We start from the raw sequence: 22,345 nt of genomic DNA, 5'->3' as shown, positions 1-22,345 counted from the left end.
TTTACTCTAAAGGTTGTGATTTATGCGTTGTTGCCGCTAATTTTTTCGCTTTTGCTTTTGCAACGGCTGCTGCTATGCGTGCTTTTTTTTCGGCCGCGTCAGATGTTTGCTCAGCTTGTTGCTGAGGCTGCTGCGCTGTCGGTTGCTGAGCATGTTGTTTTGTCGCTAGGTTATCTTTGTCTTGACTGCTACAGGCTTGCTTTGCCTCGGCTAATTTCTTGGCTTTTGCTTTGGCCACGACAGCAGCAACTTTGGCCTTTCTTGTGTTGTCATCTTCGTTTGCTGCCCTCACTGTACCTGTGTTGGCTTCTTCTGTTATTGACGCCTTTTGCTGGCGATCAATATTATCTTGCGCGGCATCGGATTGCTCGTTTTCGTTTACCGCAAGCTTATCGTTTGTAACCTCAACCTGTGGTTTGTTTTGAGCTAAGGTACTGGTTGCATTGCTTTCAGGCTCTGGCGTAGTCGCAAGCGATTGGCGCTGCTGTTTTGCTTTGGCTTTTGCAATTGCGGCGGCAACTTTGGCCTTTTGTTCACTATTAGCAGGCGCTGCCTGTGATAAAGTCACGGAGCTTTGTGACTCATTACTTTGCAAGGTGTTTAAATCATCAATTTGACCTTGCTTTTTTAAGGCCAGCTTTTTGGCTTTTGCACGCGCAATCGCATTAGCGACCTGTTTTTTTGAGTCGCTAACTTCTGGCGCAACAGCGTCGGCTTGTTGGTCGCTCGTTTGAGCTTTTTTTGCTTTTACTCGTGCTAATGCAGCAGCAACCGCTGATTTCTCCGCTTTTGCGGCTGGCGTACCTGCGTTCATACGAGCTTTTCGTGCTTCGGCAGCTTTTCTATGTTTTTCCGCACGGGCGATTTTTTCGCGCTCAAGGCGTTGTTTACGCGCTTCAAACCTGACTTTGGCTTTTTCGGCTTTTATGTCGAGTAACTTTTGTTGGCGAATTTCTGCTTTTGCAACCCGATAATAATGCACGAGTGGAATTTGACTCGGACAAACATAAGCACAGGCACCGCACTCAATACAGTCAAATAGGTTGAGGCTTTCTAGCTGCTTGTGATCTTTTGCTTTAGCGCTCCATTGTAGCTCTTGTGGCAAAAGTTGTGCAGGGCAAGCGTCAGCACATTGCCCACAACGAATGCATTCCACCTCGTTATTACTGGTAGAAGAAAACGGTGAGGCAATTTCAATTTCGCTCGGCGCAAGAATACAGTTACTGGTTTTGACCACAGGAATTTGATCATGTGGCAAACTAAAGCCCATCATAGGACCGCCCATGATCAAGTGTTTGTATTTTTGGTTTTGATATTGGCAGCGCTCGATTAAATCACCAACTGGTGTACCAATAAGTGCCCAAAAATTTTGCGGCTTTGCCAACGCTTGGCCGGTAACCGTTACCACGCGTTTTATTAACGGAGTGTCGTTAATCACGGCATCGGCGATAGCAAAACAGGTGGCAACATTTTGCATTACCATGCCGAGAGAACTCGGCAGTACACCACTGGGAACTTCTTGCCCCGTTAGTATTTTGATCAATTGTTTTTCGCCACCACTGGGATACTTGGTTGGGATGACACAAATTTCCACTTTGCTATTGGCTGCCGTGGCTGTTTTTAATGCTGTGATCGCTTGCGCTTTATTGTCTTCAATGGCAATGAGAATGTGTTTAGGCGCCAATAAGTGATCTAAAATGTTTATGCCGTCAAGCACTGTAGGGCTATGCTCTTGTAGCAGTAAGTCATCAGCGGTAATGTAGGGTTCACATTCGGCGGCGTTGATGATCAGATAATCAATTTTGGCTAACGTGCCCGCTTTAACTTGGGTTGGAAAACCCGCGCCCCCCATACCTGCAATACCGGCATTGGCGATTTTTTCTAAAATTTGTCCTTTGCTCAATAATTGAAAGTCAGGACAAATTTTCCGCTGTTGCCATAGATCTTCGCCGTCAGGAGTTAAAATAATGCAGGGTTCACTGAGACCTGACGGATGCGGAATAGTCATAGCTTTGATGGCAGTGATAGTACCGCTTGTAGGCGCGTGTACGGGTAACGACATCGGACTATTTGCCCGAGTTAAGGCTTGACCTTTGAGTACAGTATCACCGACGTTAACGACTAATTCACCTGCTTGACCAATGTGCTGGCGAATAGGAATCGTTAACTGCGTGGGAATTGGCATATGAGCAATAGGTTTATTGCAGGTAAGAAATTTTTGCTCAGGTGGGTGAATGCCACCATGAAATTGCCAAAATTTGCCTTTTTGTATGCGTTCTATAACCGAATCCACCAAAACCTCTACTTATCTATTTGCACGACAGGAATCGTTTCTAAATCCCATTGCCAATTTTGTGTTGTGGTTGCCACTGGGATCATTTCAATACAATCGACTGGGCAAGGAGCAACACATAAGTCACAGCCTGTACATTCGTCAGCTATGATAGTATGCATTTGCTTAGTGGTGCCGATAATGGCATCAACGGGACACGCTTGAATACATTTAGTACAGCCAATACAGTCTTCTTCGATAATAAAGGCGACTTTTGGCGAATTATCTGTTTCGTGGGCTTCATCTAATGGCTGCACTTCAACGCCCATTAAGTCGGCAATTTTTTTGATGGTGTCTTCGCCGCCAGGCGCACATTTATTGATGGCTTCGCCGTTAGCCACGGCTTCAGCATAGGGTTTACAGCCAGGGTAGCCACATTGACCACATTGTGTTTGTGGCAGTAAAGCGTCTAATTGCTCAGCAAGTGGGTCACCTTCCACTTTAAAGCGCACTGAGGCAAAGCCTAACAAGGCCCCAAACAAGGCGGCGATAACACCAAGAACTAGGATAGCAGTTAGTGTGGTCATTAAAATTTCACCAACCCAGTAAAGCCCATAAAGGCTAATGACATTAATCCTGCGGTGATCATGGCGATTGCAGAGCCTTTAAAGGGCGAAGGTACATCGGCATGGGCGAGCTTTTCTCGCATCGCAGAAAACATAATTAGCACCAATGAAAAGCCTATTGCGGCACCAAAGCCATAGATGACAGACTCAAAAAAGTTATGCTGTTTATCACGGTTAAGTAAGGCAACACCTAATACGGCACAATTTGTGGTGATCAGCGGCAGAAAAATACCCAGTAAGCGATAGAGGTTGGCGCTGGTTTTGTGCACCACCATTTCAGTAAACTGTACTACCACGGCAATCACTAAAATAAAGGTCATGGTGGTGAGGTATTCTAAGTTGAGTGGCGCAAGAATATAAGTATTAACGATATAGCTTAATAACGAGGCTAAGGTCATCACAAATGTGGTGGCAAATGACATGCCAATAGCGGTTTCTGTGCGTGACGAAACCCCCATAAATGGACATAAGCCAAGAAAATTCACCAGAACAAAGTTATTTACTAATACTGTGCCAACGAGTAGCAAAAGGTAATCTGTCATGTGATCAATATTTTACCGTTAAAATTGGCACTATTATCCGCGTTTATTTAGTAATAAACAACCGATGAAGGGTAGGGTTATTCATTTTAATGTGGAGATATTTAGCAATATTGAAGAAAAATGATTGAAACTTAATCTAAAGCAAGTTCGGGTATAACATAAACACTAAGACCACAATGAATGTGGCCTTAGTGTTGGTATTTATCAACAAAAGTCTAGTTAGGGTATTCGTTATCTGTTTTGCGATTAAGGTTAAAGGCTTTTTGGTTTGCCAATGTAAAATCCTTGGCAGCCGTCAATAAATAGTCGTTCAAGGGCAAATTTTTCTTCTTGGCTTTCAACACTTTCTGCCAAAACACTGATACTTAACCTGTGTGCAAGGTCAACCATTAAACGTAAAAAATACTGGTTGTTTTTATCTTCATCAATATCGCGGGTATAGCTGCTATCCATTTTAATAAAATCAGGCTTTAAGTCTCTGAAAAACTTAAAAGAAGTAAGACCAACACCAAAGCGCTCTACGGTGATCCTAGCGCCAACCCTGTGGATCATATCAATAAAGTTTTTACTGGTTTTGATATTTTGTTGTAAGCCGTATTCAGTAATTTCAAATACTAATTTAGAGGCTATGGTGGCATCTCGTAATAGCCGTCGCTCTAGCCAGATAAGGAAGTGGCCATCGTTGATTGACCGTGCGCTAATATTGACGCCAAAAAATTGATCTTGCATATTTTTTTGTGCAACTTGCGTAATAACCGTTTCAATGATCAGGCGATCGACCGCGACAATTTTATCAAGTTTTTCTGCCATTGCGAAAAAGGACGCCGTGGGGAGTATGTCATCATTACTGTTACTAAAACGGGCTAAAACCTCGCTATAGACACGATTGTTTGGGCTCGTAGGCTTAATGGTTTGTATGAGAAGCTTAATGCGTTGATTTTCAATTACACTATCAATTTCTTGACGCCAGTTTTGATTACCATAACTGCTACTGCTATTTTCTAAAATACTAGTATCCGTTTGTGCATACCAAGCGTTAACTTGCTGTGTTTGTGCGACACTGATGCCAGTATCCGCTAACGCTAAAAGCTCGCCTAAGGGCTTGTCATTATCGAAATAAACTAAGCCGGTATAGGCGACTGAGTCTAAGTCTGAGGCTTGCTGATATTCATTAAAACGACCGGTTAAATCGTTGGCAAAGTTTTTAGCACTTTTTAAGGTTACATTTGGCAGCAAGGTGGCGAAATCTGAGCTGTTTAAGCGAAAAACTTTCGCACCTTTATACCGGCTAATAGCAACTCTCATGATTTCAGCGACCTGACGTATATAATTATCGCCTTCATGATAGCCATGAATTTGATTCACGGTTTGTAGCTCTGAGCAACGTGTGATGGCAAGTACACCAAAGTCTGCGCGGCTATCGGCATTTTCAAAAAATTGAATAAAACGATGACGGTTTTCTAATTTCGTTACTGGCTCAATGTAGGCATCTTGTTCCAACACTTGCGTAGTACTAATTTTCTGAGCAATAAGGTTTTTAAGCTCAGTTAAGTGTTGCTGAATTTCGGGCAAGTCGATTTCGTTATCGTTATCAATATCGCCAGTTGCTTGCTCTTGTCCGCTAATGATAGTGGCTAAATCGCGTTTAATTTGTTGATTAATTTTGCCTGCGAGTCGGCGGTAACGGCGGATACTAAAAAACGCGGCCAGTATGATAAATAAACAACTTAATGTGAAAACGGCGATAACAATATTGCGCAATAAAATCACACCCTGCTGGTCACCTAATTGAAACCGTACCACTAAGCCTCTATTAGGGAGCTGGACTTCTGAGCTGGCAGGTAAAATAAAATCAGTAAGTATATGGGAGTTTTGTTGATGGTTTACCAAGGTAGTATCGCTATTATCCGTAATCGTTAACAAGTGATACTTATTTAAAACCGCCAGTTGCTGAGCAAAATCTTTGCTATTTTCATTAACGTTGGCTGTTTTATCTAGCGCTAATAATGTTTTTCGGTGCTGGTCTTGGCGCTCATCGGCTTGTAATGCGACTATAATAGCGCCTGCAATAGCAACGCAAGCACTGAACGATAAAGCAAAAAATAAATTTCGTAAAAGTAATTGTGAATAAGTATACATATTATTCCAACGTATTGGTTTTTGACGTTTTGATGATAGCGAGTAACTCACTAATAACGTTTTTAACATGAATTAGCATAATTTACTAACTATCTGATTATACCGCAATAATTATTATAGTCGGCGTTAATGAACTTTGATGATTAATTTTTTTGTTAAGACGTTAGATTTTAAGGTTTAGTCGTGTCAATACTAGCAGCACCAGCTAGCTAAATTTATTGCCTGTAACCATAGCAAGACGCTATCGGCTAACGCTTATGGGTTACACAAGTTACCTTGGTAAGTTATGACCAAACCTTATCGGCAATCTGCGTGCGACACTATAAGAGGTAACAGTATCAAAAAGCTAGCAATTAATTGCTGTTAGCGGCGTATATATTTTATGCTCTCGTCAAATGTCCTTGAAATTAGGCTTGCTATAAAAATAGCAAGCCTATATAATTTGCGCAGCTTGAATACAGTAATATTTCACTGAATAGATTATTTTCTAAGTTAAGTTAATTTTCTAAGATATTACTGTACAAAACCAAGAAGCATCACCGCTTGGTTTACATCGTGGGTTCAGTGAATAAGCCCCGCGTTTAGGGGTTTTTTTGTATCTTACGAATGAGAAAAGGTGCAATATCAGCAAGATAACTCGCTGGGCTATATGCCCTTTTTTTGTTTCTGAACGCTACTAAATTGGAGAAAAATGATTGGCTAAGTTTGCAGATAAATTAACCGATATGTTGCGTCCTGCCGTTGAAGAAACCGGCAAAGAGCTTTTAGGTGTTGAATATATCAGCGCCGGTAATAATTCGGTTTTACGATTATTTATCGACCATGAAGATGGTATCGATGTTGATGACTGTGCGGAAGTCAGTCGTCAGGTTGGGGCAATTCTGGATGTAGAAGACCCGATCAGCAGTGAATATAATTTAGAAGTTTCGTCGCCTGGCTTAGATCGTCCTTTGTTTAACAAAGCACAATTTAGCGCTGTTATTGACGAAACCATAGAAGTGAAAATTTCAATGCCATTAAACGGCCGCCGAAAATTCAAAGGCAAGTTAATCGCTGTGGAAAATGATAGTTTAATTGTCATGGTTGATAACGAAGAATATGAACTCGTTATTAGTAATATAGATAAGGCAAACCTTATTTATAACCATAAAAAATAATTTTAAAATAATGAGAAAGGCTAATTAGCATGAGTAAGGAAATATTACTGGTCGTAGATGCTGTTTCTAACGAAAAGGCACTGCCACGAGAAAGCATCTTTGAAGCGATGGAAACGGCTTTAGAAACAGCAACCAAGAAAAAGTATGAAGGTGATATTGCTGTTCGAGTCAGTATTGACCGCGCAACAGGCGAGTTTGATACTTTCCGTCGTTGGTTAGTCATAGATGAAAGCGAAACGCCGATGGAAAATCCATTTGCGGAAATTAGCATTGAAGCAGCGCAATACGATGATCCAGAGCTAAATGTTGGCGATTATATCGAAGAGCAAATTGAATCGGTAAAATTTGATCGCGTAACAACACAAACAGCCAAGCAGGTTATCGTTCAAAAAATTCGTGAGGCAGAGCGTGGTCTTATTGTAGATGCTTATCAAGAGCAAATAGGTGAAATTATTACCGGTGTAGTGAAGAAAGCTAGCCGTGATAGTGTCATTTTAGATCTTGGTAATAATGCAGAAGCCATGGTTTATCGCGATGATATGTTACCACGGGAAAGTTTCCGTCCAGGTGACCGAGTTCGTGGTTTGTTGTATGAAATTAAACCGGAAGCCCGCGGCGCACAATTATTTGTTAGTCGTACTAAGCCGGAAATGTTAATTGAATTATTCCGCGTGGAAGTGCCTGAAATTGGCGAAGAAATGCTGGAAATCAAAGGCGCAGCACGCGACCCTGGTTCTCGAGCTAAGATTTCGGTTAAAAGCAACGATAAACGTATAGACCCAGTTGGAGCCTGTGTAGGTATGCGTGGTTCACGCGTGCAAGCTGTATCGGGTGAATTAGGCGGTGAGCGTGTTGATATCGTGTTATACGACGACAACCCAGCGCAATACGTTATTAATGCCATGGCACCGGCTGAAGTAGCATCTATCATAGTTGATGAAGACAAACACACTATGGATATTGCGGTTGAAGAAGGCAACTTAGCCATGGCGATTGGTCGCAGCGGTCAAAATATTCGATTAGCTAGCCAACTAACGGGTTGGGAGCTTAACGTCATGACCGTTGCGGATATGAACGAAAAACACCAAGCAGAAAATGATAAAGTGTTGGCGTTATTTACAGAGAAGCTCGATCTTGATGAAGACTTCGCCTTAATGTTAGTGGAAGAAGGCTTTAGCTCTTTAGAAGAAATTGCCTACGTACCGGTAGCAGAAATGCTAGAAATCGACGGTATGGATGACGAGATTGTTGAAGAATTACGTGAACGTGCAAAAGCGGCAATAACGACGCAAGCATTAGCAAGTGAAGAAACGCTCGAAGGTGCAGAGCCAGCAGAAGACTTGTTAAACCTTGAAGGCTTAGAACGTCATTTAGCGTTTGTTTTAGCTAGCCGCGGTATCACAACGTTAGAAGACCTTGCTGAGCAAGGTGTTGATGAAATATCTGACATTGAAGAATTAGATGAAACCAAAGCGGGCGAGCTAATTATGGCCGCACGTAATATTTGTTGGTTTAACGAAGAATAACGCACCGGGAGAATTATATAGATGGCAAACGTAACAGTTGAACAACTTGCCAAAGAAATCGGTACACCGGTGGATCGCTTAGTCAGCCAATTGGCAGACTCAGGCGTGAAAAAGTCGGCAACCGATTCAGTTTCGCAAGAAGAAAAAGAAACTTTGCTTGAGCATTTGAAAAAGCAACACGGTGATGATTCAACCGCTAGCCCGAGTAAAATGACCTTAAGCCGTAAGAAAAAATCGACCTTAGTGTTAGGTCACGGTAGTAAAGCTAAGTCTGTACAAGTAGAAGTTCGTAAAAAGCGCACTTATGTAAAACGTAGCGACTTAGAAGTGCAACAACAAGCTGAAGCTGAAGCAAAAGCAGCAGAAGAAGCGCGTATTCAAGCTGAGGCTGAAGCAAAAGCTAAAGCGGAAGCTGATGCCAAAGAAGCTGAAAATGCACGCGCTGCAGCAGCGGCAAAAGCCGAGTTAGAAGCGAAAAAACAAGCGCAAGCGAAAGCAGAGGCTGAGGCAAAAGCTAAGCAAGCTGCAGTCGCTAAGGCGAAAAATATCGAAGAATCAGCGAGTAAGCCAGCAGCAGTGACAGAAACTGAAGAAGCCAAAAAGCTACGCTTACAACAAGAAGCCGAGTTAACGGCAAAAGCTGAAGAAGAAGCACGCTTATCAGCAGAAGCCGCTCGCAAACTTGCTGAAGAAAACGAAGCACGTTGGCAAGCGCAAGAAGCTGAGCGTAAAGCGAAAGAAAAAGAAGTGGTACATTTAACCTCTTCTAAGTACGCGCAAGAAGCAGAAGATAAAAGTGACTCTGCTGACGAAAGTGGCCGTCGTCGTAAGAAGAAAAAGCCAGCGGGTCAAGACCGTAACAATCGTGGTCGCAATGCCAAAGGTAAAGGTAAATTAAGCCTATCTTCACCACAAAGCTTAAAGCATGGCTTTACTAAGCCAGTTGAAGTTAAGTTAAGTGAAGTGCGCATAGGTGAGACGATTTCAGTGGCTGAATTAGCAAACAAAATGTCGGTTAAAGGCGCTGAAGTTGTTAAAACTATGTTTAAAATGGGCGCTATGGCGACCATTAACCAAGTGATTGACCAAGAAACTGCCGCTTTAGTGGCGGAAGAAATGGGTCGAGAAGTGGTATTGGTAAAAGAAAATGCCCTTGAAGAAGCGGTACTATCAGATCGTGGTCATACAGGTGAAGCAATCACCCGTGCGCCAGTAGTTACGATTATGGGGCATGTTGACCACGGTAAAACGTCATTACTTGATTACATTCGTGAAGCAAAAGTCGCGGTTGGAGAAGCGGGGGGGATCACCCAGCATATCGGTGCTTATCATGTAGAAACAGATAAAGGCATGATCACCTTCCTTGATACTCCAGGCCATGCTGCGTTTACGGCCATGCGTTCTCGTGGTGCTAAGGCAACCGATATCGTTATTATTGTTGTCGCCGCAGATGATGGTGTTATGCCGCAAACAATTGAAGCGATTCAGCATGCGAAAGCGTCAGACTCGCCAATTATTATTGCTGTTAACAAAATGGATAAAGAAACTGCTGACCCAGATCGCGTGAAAAGTGAATTATCACAGCATGATGTTTTATCTGAAGAGTGGGGCGGTGATGTACAATTTTGTCACGTTTCAGCGAAAACAGGCTTAGGCATAGATGAATTACTTGATGCCGTATTGCTTCAGTCTGAAGTTTTAGAGCTAACCGCTGTCGTCGATAAAATGGCGAATGGTGTGGTGGTTGAGTCAAAACTTGACAAAGGTCGCGGCCCAGTAGCAACAATATTGGTACAAGAAGGTACGTTAAACCAAGGTGATATCGTACTTTGTGGTTTAGAGTACGGCCGTGTTCGTGCCATGCGAGATGAAAATGGCAAAACCATTAAGTCTGCAGGACCATCAATTCCAGTTGAAATTATCGGGTTAAGTGGTGTACCACAATCAGGCGACGAAGCAACGGTCGTTAAAGATGAGAAAAAAGCTCGCGAAGTTGCGTTATTCCGTCAAGGTAAATACCGTGACGTTAAACTGGCGCGTCAACAAAAGTCTAAACTTGAGAATATGTTTGCGAACATGGCCACTGGTGATGTTTCTGAAGTTAACATTGTACTTAAGTCTGATGTACAAGGCTCGCTTGAAGCGATTTCAGATTCACTTGTTAAGCTTTCAACAGATGAAGTTAAGGTGCGTATTATTGGTAGTGGTGTTGGTGCCATTACTGAAACTGATGCGACGTTAGCTGCGGCTTCGAATGCTATTATCGTTGGCTTTAATGTTCGTGCTGATGCAACGGCGCGAAAAGTAATTGAAACAGAGAAAATAGATTTACGCTACTACAGCGTGATCTACGCCTTGATTGACGAAGTTAAGTCTGCGATGAGTGGTATGCTTGCGCCTGAATTTAAGCAAGAAATTATTGGTTTAGCGCAAGTTCGCGACGTGTTCAAATCACCAAAACTTGGTGCAATTGCCGGCTGTATGGTGACTGAAGGTATTATTAAGCGCTCAGCACCTATTCGTGTACTGCGTGATAACGTGGTGATATACGAAGGTGAGCTAGAGTCGCTGCGTCGCTTTAAAGACGATGTGCAAGAAGTTCGAAACGGTACTGAGTGTGGTATTGGTGTTAAGAACTATAATGATGTGCGTGTTGGCGACCAAATTGAAGTATTTGAAACAGTAGAAATTAAACGTTCACTGTAGCTTTATAAATTTATCGCTTACTGATGCTGCTTTATTAAGAATTTAACCAGTATTCACCGGTAAATTCCACAAGGTATACGGCAAAGTAAGCGCTAGTTTAAAGTGATAAATATTTAGATTAAACATGTAGAAATGGAGGCTTAGCCTCCGTTTTTGTTAGGAGTATATAATGGCAAGAGAATTTGCTCGAACTGATCGAGTGGCACAAGAAATTCAAAAAGAAATTGCGATGATCATTCAACGCGAAGTAAAAGATCCCCGTTTAGGCATGGTAACGGTTAATGCGGTTGAGGTGACTCGTGATCTCGCTTATGCCAAAGTTTTTGTAACGTTTTTCACCTTAGAAGGTCAAAATGTTGATCACTCAATTACGGTGTTAAATGAGGCGGCAAGCTATATTCGGACATTATTAGCAAAACGTATTAAAGCTCGTATTATGCCTGAGCTACGATTTGTTTATGATAAGTCTATGGTGGAAGGGGTGCGTATGGGCAATTTGGTTGATCAAGCCGTTGCTGAAGATAAAAAAAATCAAGGCCATGTTGCTGACGACAAACCCGAGAACGAATAATCATGGCAAAAAAACGAAAAGGTCGTGCTATTAATGGTGTGTTGCTGCTTGATAAGCCATACGACATGTCATCAAATACGGCTTTACAAAAAGTTAAACGTATTTATTTTGCGCAAAAAGCAGGGCACACCGGCGCGTTAGATCCGCTGGCAACGGGTATGCTGCCTATCTGCTTAGGTGAAGGGACAAAGTTCTCACAGTTTTTACTTGATACCGATAAAACTTATCAGGTTACGGCTAAGCTAGGCGTGCGCACCACCACCAGTGATATCGATGGTGATGTTGTCAGCGAAAGGCCTGTGAATGTTAGTGCCGCGCAATTGGCAACAGCGCTAGATTCATTTCGTGGCACAAGCCAGCAAATTCCGTCTATGTATTCAGCCTTAAAGTATCAAGGGCAACCGTTATATAAGTATGCGCGTGAGGGCATTGAAGTACCGAGAGAATCACGGGATATTACCGTATTTCGTTTAGATTTATTGCGCTTTGAAGACGATGAAGTTGATTTAGATATTCATGTTTCAAAAGGTACTTATATTCGCACCATAATTGATGACTTAGGAGAGCTACTTGGTTGTGGAGCGCATGTTGCTCAGCTTCACCGTAGCGCTGTGGGTAATTACCCCACTGATCGCATGGTAAGTATGGCGCAGCTTGAAGCCTTACTTGAACAAGCGAAAAGTGAGGACGTTGCACCGTCTGTGTATCTTGATCCGTTATTATTGCCAATGGCAACCGCTTGCGATGGTATCCCTGTGGTGTTTGTTGATGAAATGTCAGCCAATTTCTTGCGCCACGGTAATCCGGTGCAATGTTCAAATGCGCCTACTGAAGGCTTAGTGCAAGTGTTTATCGGGGATGACATTGAACAAGGTGAATTTATCGGTGTAGGTCAAATAGACGATGATGGTTTAGTGGCGCCAAAACGCATTACCGTCGTGGTATAACTGACAGTCTAGTCGCGCTATTGTAACTTATCTTGCAATTTGCGTTATTATTGCTAGAATACGCGCTCTTTTGAACGTCTTGCTGGGTTAGTGTTCGGCTTGACGCGATTATTAAACACTAAAATTAAGGTAAATATTATGTCTTTAAACGCTGCTGAAAAAGCTGCTATCGTTGCAGAATACGCACAATCTGAAGGTGACACTGGTTCTCCAGAAGTACAAGTTGCTTTGTTATCAACACAAATCAACCACTTACAAGGTCACTTCAAAGAGCACATCCATGATCACCACTCACGTCGTGGTTTATTACGCATGGTAAGCCAACGTCGTAAATTACTTGATTACTTAAAAGGTAAAAACGTTGAGCGTTACACTGCCTTAATCGGTAAATTAGGCCTACGTCGCTAAGACGGGCTTTACTGTAAAGCAAAGATTTTCAAAGGAGCCTCAGGGCTCCTTTTTTGTTGCTATTTTTCATAGCGTTATAAGGCGCTAATATAGTCGCCTGAACATACACCTATCTAGCCAATGAAACTCTCTTGAGCTTGCATAGTCCTAGCCCATTAAGCTTGCGCAAGCTTATATTGTTTCAGGCAAAGGCGGTTTTTTATTTATACGCAGCAGCTGACAACCTTAATATTATGCTAAATCAAAGAATGTTCTGCTGGTTTCGTTAAAATTTCCTTAATTTTTGATGAGGAAATTAATGATGACATCTATTCCTGAGTTTATGACAGCAAAGCATCGCGAATGTGACGAAGTTTTTATCGCTGCAGAGAATGCTATAACGGATAATAACTGGCCCTTGGCGGCGCAAACATTTAACCAGTTTGCAAAAGAGTTAGAGCTACACTTACAAGCCGAAGAAGAGATACTTTTTCCTGAATTTGAGCAAGCCACAGGCATTACTCAAGGGCCGACGCAAGTGATGCGTGGTGAACACCAGCAAATGCGCGCATTAGTTGCAGATTTAACGCAGGCACTGAATGAAAAAAACCAGCAGGCCTATATTGGTGCTTCTGAAACTTTAATGGTGTTAATGCAGCAACATAACATGAAGGAAGAAATGATGCTTTATCCTATGACGCAGCAACGTGTACCTGCCCCTGAGGCACTCTTAACGCGTGTGACAGAGCATTGTACAGGCACCGACATAAGTGATTAACTGTTTATGGATATCCTAGATGTTAATGTTTGCGGTTTGCCGCCACCTGAGCCCATGCAAGTGATTTTATCAGCCTTAGCGAGTTTGCCACGCGGCGCGGTGTTAAAGGTGGCTCACCAACGTCAGCCATATCCGCTTTACGAACGTCTGCTTGCCAATGGCTGGTTATATCATAGTGTAGAGAAGCCCGAGCAAGGTGTTGATATATATATCGCTAATGCACTAGATAAAGCTGAGTTTTTTACTTTTTTAAAAGGTCATGTCTGAAAGCGACCATGGCCTGTTTATGCAGCCTAAAGCTTATGACAGAGTGGTTTTGCTTATTATTTTGGTCAGTATCATTTAATTATGAACAGTACAAATTTATCTTTTAGTGCTTTACCACCGATCAATGTGCCGTTTCGACATTTTATTAGTGCCTGTGTATTTTTAATGCTTGCGGCGCTAGTGATACTTGTTAGCGGTGAAGAATCTTGGCTTAGCCGCTGGCAACCAAGCATGCTAGCAATTATTCATTTATTCACCCTTGGCTTTGTTTCTATGGTAATGATGGGGGCTATCTATCAGTTTTTGCCGGTAATTGGGGGTGTTGGCATACCTAATGTACGCTTGATTGCCAATATATGCCATAGCTTACATGTGCTTGGTAGCTTAGCGTTAGCGTCAAGTTTTGTGTTGCCAAACGCGATTGTTCGCTGGCTTGCACTGATCACGCTGGCAATGGCATGGGGCTTATATGTTGTTGCTGTTGCGAATGTACTTATTAAGAAACTAAGTCAAGGTCATACCATAATTGGTTTGCGACTTGCGTTATTATCTCTGGTATTTGTGCTTATTTTAGGCTTACTTTTTGTGGCTAATAATACAGGCTTATTTGCGTCATACTTCATTTTTCTACAAGATAAAAATTATACCGATATCCACGCATTATTTGGTGGTTTTGGCTGGGCGGGGTTGTTAATCATATCGGTCAGTTTACAAATCATTCCAATGTTTCATGTGACGCCTAACTTTCCTAAACTACAGGCAAAATACCTACCCAGCTTGTTGTTTTTGTTACTGTTAGCCTTGTTTGCTTTGCCGCCAAGTAGTCAAGCTGGGCAATTATTAATTGTAAGCATTTTGCTTGTTTTCTCAGTTTTTAATTTAAGCTATTTAAGGCTTTTTCGACAAAGAAAGCGCAAAGTAGCGGACACCAGTATTAAGTTTTGGCAGTTTGCTGGTGTGAGTTTTTTAGTGTTAGTGCTGTTCTATTGCTCACCTGATAAATGGTTAGTGCCGGTGCTGGTGGAAAAAAAGTCTTTTCTATTAGCCGCGGTGTTTCTTTATTTTTATTTGATTAGCATTATCGAAGCTATGTTATTGAAGATAATTCCATTTTTGACCTATACCCATTTACAAAATTTATGTTTGACTAACTTTAATGTCATGGCACATTTACCGAATATGCAGCAATTACTGCTGAAAAGTCATGGTCGCTGGTTGTTTATTTTGCATGTTTTATGCTGTGCTTTATTGCTTTTAACTATCGTCTTTCCAAAATTTTATGTGTTATTGGCACTGGCGGTAATGGCGGAGTTTAGCTGGTTATTGTTTCTGATATTACGCAGCTTACATCATTATCAAGCGTGCCTAAGTAGCCTTGAAAATAGCGAGAATTGCTAAGCGAATTAAATAATATAACAACTTAATTTATGACTTTTTTCTTTAAAGCCCCAAGATTTATACTTTCTAACTAGTAAAAATGACGCTGTTAAGTATAATGTGCCTGCAAATTTTGTATTTGCATCAAACTAATCAATCAAACTGTATAATTTTTTGTTCATCTTCGTCGTTTATGTTTAGGTGTTTTAGCAACCTTATCTCGGTTATATCAAGGCTAAAGAGAATAAAAAATTGTACAGATTGATTAAAATCTAAAAAATATTTAAGGAACTACTTTATGTTCAAACCAGTTACAAAATCTTTTGAATTCGGCCAACACACAGTAACGCTTGAAACCGGTGTTATTGCTCGTCAAGCAACATGTGCTGTGATGGCTAGCATGGACGATACATCAGTATTAGTTTCAGTTGTTGGTAAAAAAGAAACCAAGCCAGGCCAAGACTTCTTCCCTTTAACTGTTAATTATCAAGAGCGCACATACGCAGCGGGTAAAATCCCAGGTGGCTTCTTTAAGCGTGAAGGTCGTCCTTCAGAAGAAGAAACTTTGATCGCACGTTTAATTGACCGTCCAATCCGTCCTTTATTCCCTGAAGGTTTTACTAACGAAGTACAAGTGATTATTACCGTCGTTTCTGCTAACCCAGAAATTTCGCCAGACATTATCTCTTTATTAGGTACATCTGCAGCATTGGCTATTTCAGGTATGCCTTTTAGTGGTCCAGTTGGAGCCGCGCGAGTTGGTTATACCGACGGTAAATACATACTTAACCCTTTACAATCTGAGTTAGAAAACTCACAGCTTGACTTAGTGGTTTCTGGTACAGACTCAGCGGTATTAATGGTAGAGTCGGAAGCAGACGTATTGTCTGAAGAAGTGATGCTTGGCGCCGTTGTTTACGGTCATGAACAGATGCAAACCGCCATTACCGCGATTAAAGAAATGGCAGCAGAAGTTAACTTGCCAAAATGGGAATGGACAGCACCGGTTAAAAATGCTGAGTTAGAAGCTAAAATTGTTGAGTTGTCTGAAGCTGCAGTAAACGAAGCGTACCAAATTACTGAAAAAACCGTTCGTTATGAAAAGATTGCGGAAATTCGTAACAGTGTTTTAGAACAGTTGTTAGAAGCAGATGCCGAGCTTGATGTACAAGAAGCGAAAGATTTGTTTCATGACTTAGAAAAAACCGTAGTTCGTGGTCGTATCACGCAAGGTCACCCGCGTATTGATGGCCGTGATCCTGAAATGATCCGTGCTTTAGATGTTATGACAGGTGTATTACCTCGTACTCATGGTTCGGCGGTATTTACCCGTGGTGAAACACAGGCTCTTGTTGCGGCGACATTAGGCACTCAACGTGATGCACAACGTCTTGACACCATCATGGGTGAGAAGACAGATAATTTCATGTTGCATTATAACTTCCCTCCATACTGTGTTGGTGAAACCGGTTTTGTTGGCTCACCTAAGCGTCGTGAAATTGGTCATGGTCGTTTGGCAAAACGCGGTATGCTAGCGGTTATGCCTTCAGTTGAAGACTTCCCATACTCAGTGCGTGTTGTTTCTGAAATTACCGAGTCAAATGGTTCATCATCTATGGCCTCTGTTTGCGGTACATCATTAGCATTAATGGATGCGGGTGTTCCAATTAAAGCTTCTGTAGCAGGTATTGCTATGGGCTTAGTTAAAGAAGGCGATAATTTTGTCGTGCTTTCAGACATTTTAGGTGATGAAGATCACTTAGGTGATATGGACTTTAAAGTGGCCGGTACAACAGGTGGTATTACCGCCTTGCAAATGGATATCAAGATTGAAGGTATTACCCAAGAAATTATGCAAATTGCGTTAAACCAAGCAAAAGCTGCTCGTACTCATATCTTAAGTGTTATGGATGAAGCCATTGGTGGTCATCGTGATGATATTTCTGAGTTTGCACCGCGTATTCATACCATGAAAGTAGCGCAAGATAAGATCCGTGATATTATCGGTAAAGGTGGCGCAACCATTCGTCAATTAACTGAAGAAACTGGTACTACTATTGAAATCGAAGATGACGGTACAGTTAAAATTGCCGCAACCGACGGCGAGCAAGCGAAAGATGCCATTGCCCGTATTACTGCGCTTACTGCTGAAATTGAAGTTGGCTCAGTATATACAGGCAAAGTGGTTCGTATTGTAGACTTTGGTGCCTTTGTTAACGTGTTGCCAGGCAAAGATGGTTTAGTTCATATTTCGCAAATCTCTGAAGAGCGCGTTAATGCTGTTAGCGATGTCTTAAAAGAAGGTCAAGAAGTTACCGTTAAAGTGCTTGAAGTTGATCGTCAAGGCCGTGTGCGCTTGAGCATGAAAGAAGCAGCAGAAAAAGCAGCACCCGCTGCAGAAGCTGACAGCGCTGAATAATCGTTGCTAGATGAGTGATAACGGGCAATAAACTTGCCCATAAAAAGGGAGCTTAATTGCTCCCTTTTTTATATACTCAAAATTAAAATTACTAGGATGTTGATTTTCGTGTACTTAAATTTAAAACCTTATTTCTCAAGACAGCTATTTTCAGGTGTGCTCGTCGCGACAAGCCTAATATTGTTGCAGGCATGTACTACAACTGCGCCATCGCAGTCCGCTATCGGTGAGTTGATTATTGCCGAGCCGTTGCCGATAAATATCAAAGATGAGATTGCGGTTGGACGAATTAGCCAAGTACTGCAACGTGCAAAAATAAGTGATGAACAGCGTGCCGAGCTGTTTTATCAGCGTGGTATAAAATATGACAAGTTTGGGTTAAGGGCTTTGGCTCATAATGACTTTAATCAAGCTATCCAGCTCAAGCCAGACATGGCAGATGCTTATAACTTTTTAGGCATTCACTTTACCCAGCTACAAGAGTTTAATCAGTCATACGACGCATTTGACTCCGTTATTGAGTTAGACCCGGACTATGATTTTGCTTATTTCAATCGAGGTATTGCTTTATATTATGGCGGTAGACCTAACTTAGCCGCTGATGATTTCAAAATATTTAGAGAGCTACAGCAAAACGATCCATATCGTGTCTTATGGCAGTACTTAGCCGATGTAGAATTAGATCAGCAACAAGCCCATCAGAGCTTATTAACTTATGCTCAATTTGTGAATGATAAGGTATGGGCAAAAAATGTTATTAAGTTGTACTTAGGCGAGCTGAGTCAAGCGATGTTTATTGCTAAACTTACTGAAAATATACATAGCAATCAGGCATTAACAGAACGTTTGTGCGAAGCGTATTTTTATTTAGGTAAATATAGCCAAATGCAGGGCGATGTTAATGCTGCCATTAATTTCTTCAAGCTTGCGCTAAGCACCAATGTTTATGAGTTTGTCGAGCATAGGTATGCCAAGCTAGAGCTTGATTTAATGCGCCAAGCTATGCAGCAATCCAGCTTACCCTAGTCGCATTTTGAGTAACTAAGGCGTGGCTGTTTATTTCAAAGCATTGCTCGTTATGTTTGGCATAATGCTGCTCAGTGCTTTGTTCATTATTGAAGACTATAACGCAAAAATTAATAACGCGACGATAACGCGGCAACAACTTAAGCTACTTGAACTGCTGACACCGATAACGGATGTCGAAACGCGTTTAGCACAACTGCAACAAAGTAAGCCTAACGCCTGGTTACATTTAGCTAAACTCTATGCGGATAGTCAGGGTGAGGTTGCCTATCAATTGGGTGTACATTTTCAACAGCAACAACAACTCGCATTCGCAACACTATGGTATCAAACGGCAATTCGCCAAGCCCATAGTCAGGCACGACTAGCATTAGCTAAAATCTATTTTAATCAGCAAGAATATCAGTCTATAGCAGCACTGCTAAAGCCAATATTAAATAATGATCAGGCACTATCGCTGCGCTATCAAGTTGCCTTACAGCAGGGCGAGCTCGCCTTTATCGTTGAAAACCAGCAACGCCTAAAAGCGAGTGAAAATAGCACGCTTTATTATGAATTGGCACAGTATTGGGCTTTTGGCGCTGATGTTGCGATTGACGTTAGTAACAGCCGATATGCTAAACCGTTTTCGTGCGTGATCAGCGTTCAGTTATTTGCGACAAACTTGAACGGCTTACGACACGGACAACAATTAATTGATGATTTTTCACAACACCCGCTAAGCGAGTTAATTTGTTTGCAAACACCGCGCTACATCGCAGCTGATGTGCTAGATTGCCAGCATCAAAAACATCAAAGAATTAACTGTCGGGCAACAGCTTGGCGTCAACAAGAATTAATTAATAGTCGTTATATAGGCTTAATTGTTGAGCAAGGTGGTGCCTATGTGGATAACGGTATTATGTACCTTGATCAACAAGATACTGTTGATGTTTTAGTGCACGAGTTGAGCCATTTTATCGGCTTTGTTGATGAATACCCGCTACCAAGTCAGCACCAAAAATGTCAGCAAAACCAGTCAGCACCATTTGCACACAACATAGTCGTATTAACAAGTGATTATCAAGGGCAACGCGAAGACATAAGAGCGCAAGTTTTAGCGCAAGTACCTTGGCGCAGTTTAATCGCGCCAACAACACCAATTTTAAGTCGCAATATACAAGGCGAATGGAAGCTCGGTACACCAAGTGAATTTCAAGATGAAATAGGGCTATTCAGCGCCAGTACTTGTGAGCGTAATGGCAATGTAAAAGCGTTTAAGCCGTTGTCAAAGCGTACCAAATTAGAATATTTTGAGCTGACCTTGCCAAGTCAGTATTTAGAAATACTGCGACTTGCGCCGAGGCAGTTTTTAATGCCGAGCTATCATTTTAATGTCAGTAAGGCCTTAGCCGAGCAAGGTGAGCTTGGGCAAGCGATTGAGCTGTTACAGGAAATGGTGATAGATTGAAAATTTAGCCAACTAGATCACAAACAACGCGTTAATTGACTAAATTTAAATTTTCTGCAGGTTAAACTTTACTTACTTGTTCTTTGAGTACCTTTAGCTTTGCTTCTTGTTTGATATGTGCGGTAACTTTTAGGTAGGCCTGTTGTTGTCTTGAAATGTTTCCTCTTACTTTTGCGATTGGCCACATAGTGTTGTTATTGAATGTTGATAACTCTTGCTCTAACGACGCCTTAGTATTTTTTGGAGAATTAACCCGCGTAGAATTATTAAACCACGAAAAAAGTGTCATATTTCAGGCTCCTCGATTAACACTCTTAAGTTATAGCGCAAATTTGCAGATTTTGCTGTCTCAATTTACATATTTTAGAGAAATATTTTCTTTTTCAATGCGGCTTTCTTGACCTGAGTTACGATATAATTAACTTTGGTAACTTTAGTGAATATGATTAGTACTTTATGGAAAATTTTTCTTTTCGTGACTTTCGTCAGCAATTTCCCATTTTAACTGAGCAAGTTAATGGGCAAGCCTTAATTTATTTTGATAATGCTGCGACAACGCAAAAACCACAGTGTGTTATTGACAGTTACCAAGATTATTATCAAAGGTGTAATGCCAACGTACACCGCGCATCTCACGCCTTAAGCACAATGGCGACAATGGATTATGAAAAAGCGCGCAGCAGTGTTAAAAACTTTATTAATGCCAACACAGAGCAAGAAGTTATCTGGACTAAAGGCAGCACCGAAAGTATAAATTTGGTGGCCCAAAGTTGGGGGCGTAGTAGCTTAAAAGCGGGAGATGAAATAGTCTTAAGTTATTGTGCGCACCACGCTAATATCGTTCCTTGGCAACTGGTTGCCGAGCAAACTGGCGCCAAAATAAAGCTACTTGCATTGAATGAAAATGGTGTTATTGCCACAGAGCAATTAGAGCAAGTGATAGGCGAGCGCACTAAAATCGTTTGCGTGGCTCATATTTCCAATGTTATTGGTAAAATTAATCCAGTGGCAGACATTATTAGAGTAGCAAAAAGGTTTCAAGCATTAACCTTAATTGACGGCGCGCAAGCAATAGCCCATATACCTGTTGACGTGACAGCACTAGGTTGTGACTTTTATGTCTTCTCCGCTCATAAAATGTATGGTCCTACTGGGGTTGGGGTATTGTATGGAAAACAAGAGTTGCTAGATAAAATGCCACCATATCAAGGTGGTGGTGAAATGATAAAAAGCGTTAGCTTTGACCACACAACCTTTAATACGCTACCGCATAAATTTGAAGCAGGTACACCTAATATTGCCGGTATTATTGCCTTTGGGGCAGCCATTGATTTTCTTAATCAGCAGCCATGTCGTGCGCTATTAGATTATGAAAACAGGCTACGCGATTATTGTTTTACACAACTGGTAACCGTCCCTGGTCTAGCCTTTATCGTTGAAGCTGCGCCGGATATCCCCGTTTTTTCATTTACTTTAGCTGAACATCATAATCATGATGTTGCGGCGGCATTAGATAGTGTTGGGGTTGCTATTCGTGCAGGTCATCATTGTGCTATGCCCTTGATGTCATATTTACAGCTTGACGGATGCTTGCGTTTATCATTGTCAGCTTATAATAGCTTTGCTGAAGTTGATTATGCTGTCACGGCTTTGCAACGTATAAGCCAAGAAAAATTAAGCGTTAAGAGTGCCGATTCAAGGGTAATTGCCCCTGCGAATACACAGACGATTAAACCAATTAATAAGTCGCTTAAGGTTGCAGATATTCAGGCGATTTTTGCCAAGGCTAAAAGCTGGGATAGCAAGCATCGCGAAATTATGCTGCTTGGCAAAGCTCTACCGCGGCTAAGTAATGAAGAAAAAACTGCACAGGCATTAATTTCGGGCTGTGAAAGTCATGCTTGGCTGCAGAGCTTTCAAGCGCCTAATGGCGTATTTCAGTTTAAAGCCGACAGTGATGCTAAAATTATTCGAGGCTTGTTAGCCATTATTTTAGCCGCTGTTAATCAGAAAACAGCAGCCCAAATTCGGGCTTTTGATATGGACGGCTATTTTGCTGAATTAGGGTTACTACAACACTTAAGCCCTTCACGCGGCAATGGTGTGCGTGCCATCGTCAAAAAAATCTATCAAGCAGTTGGAGTGCAATAGCACT

General features: G+C 41.7%; 18 protein-coding genes. 13 read left to right on the top strand and 5 right to left on the bottom strand.

Annotation, left to right across the window (positions count from 1 at the left end):
- Window position 1 precedes the first annotated feature (1 nt).
- From rsxC to B6K83_RS11530, 4 genes are all read right to left on the bottom strand, one after another.
- Window positions 2–2,293: an electron transport complex subunit RsxC gene (rsxC, locus tag B6K83_RS11545; protein WP_233143969.1), complete on the bottom strand. Its 2,292-nt coding sequence runs from the start codon at window positions 2,291–2,293 to the stop codon at window positions 2–4.
- Window positions 2,294–2,301: 8 nt separating this feature from the next.
- A complete protein-coding gene (gene rsxB, locus B6K83_RS11540) occupies window positions 2,302–2,859 on the bottom strand; it encodes an electron transport complex subunit RsxB (protein ID WP_085285077.1) in 558 nt (185 codons plus the stop codon).
- Window positions 2,859–3,440 carry an electron transport complex subunit RsxA gene (gene rsxA / locus B6K83_RS11535; RefSeq protein ID WP_085285076.1) on the bottom strand — a complete coding sequence of 194 codons (582 nt, stop codon included), beginning with the start codon at window positions 3,438–3,440 and terminating at the stop codon, window positions 2,859–2,861. The genes rsxB and rsxA overlap by 1 nt, the downstream gene beginning before the upstream one ends.
- Window positions 3,441–3,692: 252 nt before the next feature.
- Window positions 3,693–5,579 carry an EAL domain-containing protein gene (locus tag B6K83_RS11530; RefSeq protein ID WP_085285105.1) on the bottom strand — a complete coding sequence of 629 codons (1,887 nt, stop codon included), beginning with the start codon at window positions 5,577–5,579 and terminating at the stop codon, window positions 3,693–3,695.
- A 695-nt stretch (window positions 5,580–6,274) separates the two neighbouring features.
- On the opposite strand from B6K83_RS11530, the gene rimP reads away from it, so the two are divergent.
- From rimP to B6K83_RS11470, 12 genes are all read left to right on the top strand, one after another.
- A complete protein-coding gene (rimP, locus tag B6K83_RS11525; protein WP_085285075.1) occupies window positions 6,275–6,736 on the top strand; it encodes a ribosome maturation factor RimP in 462 nt (153 codons plus the stop codon).
- Window positions 6,737–6,765: 29 nt separating this feature from the next.
- Window positions 6,766–8,262 carry a transcription termination factor NusA gene (gene nusA, locus B6K83_RS11520; protein ID WP_085285074.1) on the top strand — a complete coding sequence of 499 codons (1,497 nt, stop codon included), beginning with the start codon at window positions 6,766–6,768 and terminating at the stop codon, window positions 8,260–8,262.
- Window positions 8,263–8,283: 21 nt separating this feature from the next.
- Window positions 8,284–10,968: a translation initiation factor IF-2 gene (infB, locus tag B6K83_RS11515; RefSeq protein ID WP_085285073.1), complete on the top strand. Its 2,685-nt coding sequence runs from the start codon at window positions 8,284–8,286 to the stop codon at window positions 10,966–10,968.
- Window positions 10,969–11,137: 169 nt separating this feature from the next.
- Window positions 11,138–11,539 (top strand): 30S ribosome-binding factor RbfA, encoded by a 402-nt coding sequence (gene rbfA / locus B6K83_RS11510; protein ID WP_085285072.1) that lies wholly within the window; start codon window positions 11,138–11,140, stop codon window positions 11,537–11,539.
- Window positions 11,540–11,541: 2 nt separating this feature from the next.
- Window positions 11,542–12,486, top strand: a complete 945-nt coding sequence (truB, locus tag B6K83_RS11505) for a tRNA pseudouridine(55) synthase TruB (RefSeq protein ID WP_085285071.1) — start codon at window positions 11,542–11,544, stop codon at window positions 12,484–12,486.
- Window positions 12,487–12,624: 138 nt separating this feature from the next.
- Window positions 12,625–12,894, top strand: a complete 270-nt coding sequence (gene rpsO / locus B6K83_RS11500; RefSeq protein ID WP_085285070.1) for a 30S ribosomal protein S15 — start codon at window positions 12,625–12,627, stop codon at window positions 12,892–12,894.
- Window positions 12,895–13,192: 298 nt separating this feature from the next.
- Window positions 13,193–13,651 (top strand): hemerythrin domain-containing protein, encoded by a 459-nt coding sequence (locus tag B6K83_RS11495; RefSeq protein ID WP_233143968.1) that lies wholly within the window; start codon window positions 13,193–13,195, stop codon window positions 13,649–13,651.
- A 6-nt stretch (window positions 13,652–13,657) separates the two neighbouring features.
- Window positions 13,658–13,918: a DUF2249 domain-containing protein gene (locus tag B6K83_RS11490; RefSeq protein ID WP_085285068.1), complete on the top strand. Its 261-nt coding sequence runs from the start codon at window positions 13,658–13,660 to the stop codon at window positions 13,916–13,918.
- An 81-nt stretch (window positions 13,919–13,999) separates the two neighbouring features.
- Window positions 14,000–15,316: a hypothetical protein gene (locus tag B6K83_RS11485; RefSeq protein WP_085285067.1), complete on the top strand. Its 1,317-nt coding sequence runs from the start codon at window positions 14,000–14,002 to the stop codon at window positions 15,314–15,316.
- A gap of 277 nt (window positions 15,317–15,593) precedes the next feature.
- On the top strand, window positions 15,594–17,714 hold the full coding sequence (pnp, locus tag B6K83_RS11480; RefSeq protein ID WP_085285066.1) for a polyribonucleotide nucleotidyltransferase: 2,121 nt from the start codon (window positions 15,594–15,596) through the stop codon (window positions 17,712–17,714).
- A gap of 108 nt (window positions 17,715–17,822) precedes the next feature.
- A complete protein-coding gene (gene nlpI, locus B6K83_RS11475; RefSeq protein WP_233143964.1) occupies window positions 17,823–18,740 on the top strand; it encodes a lipoprotein NlpI in 918 nt (305 codons plus the stop codon).
- A gap of 52 nt (window positions 18,741–18,792) precedes the next feature.
- On the top strand, window positions 18,793–20,190 hold the full coding sequence (locus B6K83_RS11470) for a M64 family metallopeptidase (protein WP_085285064.1): 1,398 nt from the start codon (window positions 18,793–18,795) through the stop codon (window positions 20,188–20,190).
- Between the two features lie 61 nt (window positions 20,191–20,251).
- Here B6K83_RS11470 and B6K83_RS11465 read toward each other — a convergent pair whose 3' ends face one another.
- Window positions 20,252–20,479: a hypothetical protein gene (locus B6K83_RS11465; RefSeq protein WP_085285063.1), complete on the bottom strand. Its 228-nt coding sequence runs from the start codon at window positions 20,477–20,479 to the stop codon at window positions 20,252–20,254.
- A 167-nt stretch (window positions 20,480–20,646) separates the two neighbouring features.
- Between B6K83_RS11465 and B6K83_RS11460 the strand changes: the two genes are divergently transcribed.
- Window positions 20,647–22,341: a SufS family cysteine desulfurase gene (locus B6K83_RS11460; RefSeq protein WP_085285062.1), complete on the top strand. Its 1,695-nt coding sequence runs from the start codon at window positions 20,647–20,649 to the stop codon at window positions 22,339–22,341.
- Window positions 22,342–22,345 lie beyond the last annotated feature (4 nt).

Origin of the sequence: Colwellia chukchiensis, from assembly GCF_002104455.1 — a bacterium.
GTDB classification, from domain to species: domain Bacteria; phylum Pseudomonadota; class Gammaproteobacteria; order Enterobacterales; family Alteromonadaceae; genus Cognaticolwellia; species Cognaticolwellia chukchiensis.
The sequence above is the reverse complement of the archived record's forward strand: the minus strand, read 5'-3'. Positions and strand labels throughout refer to the sequence as shown.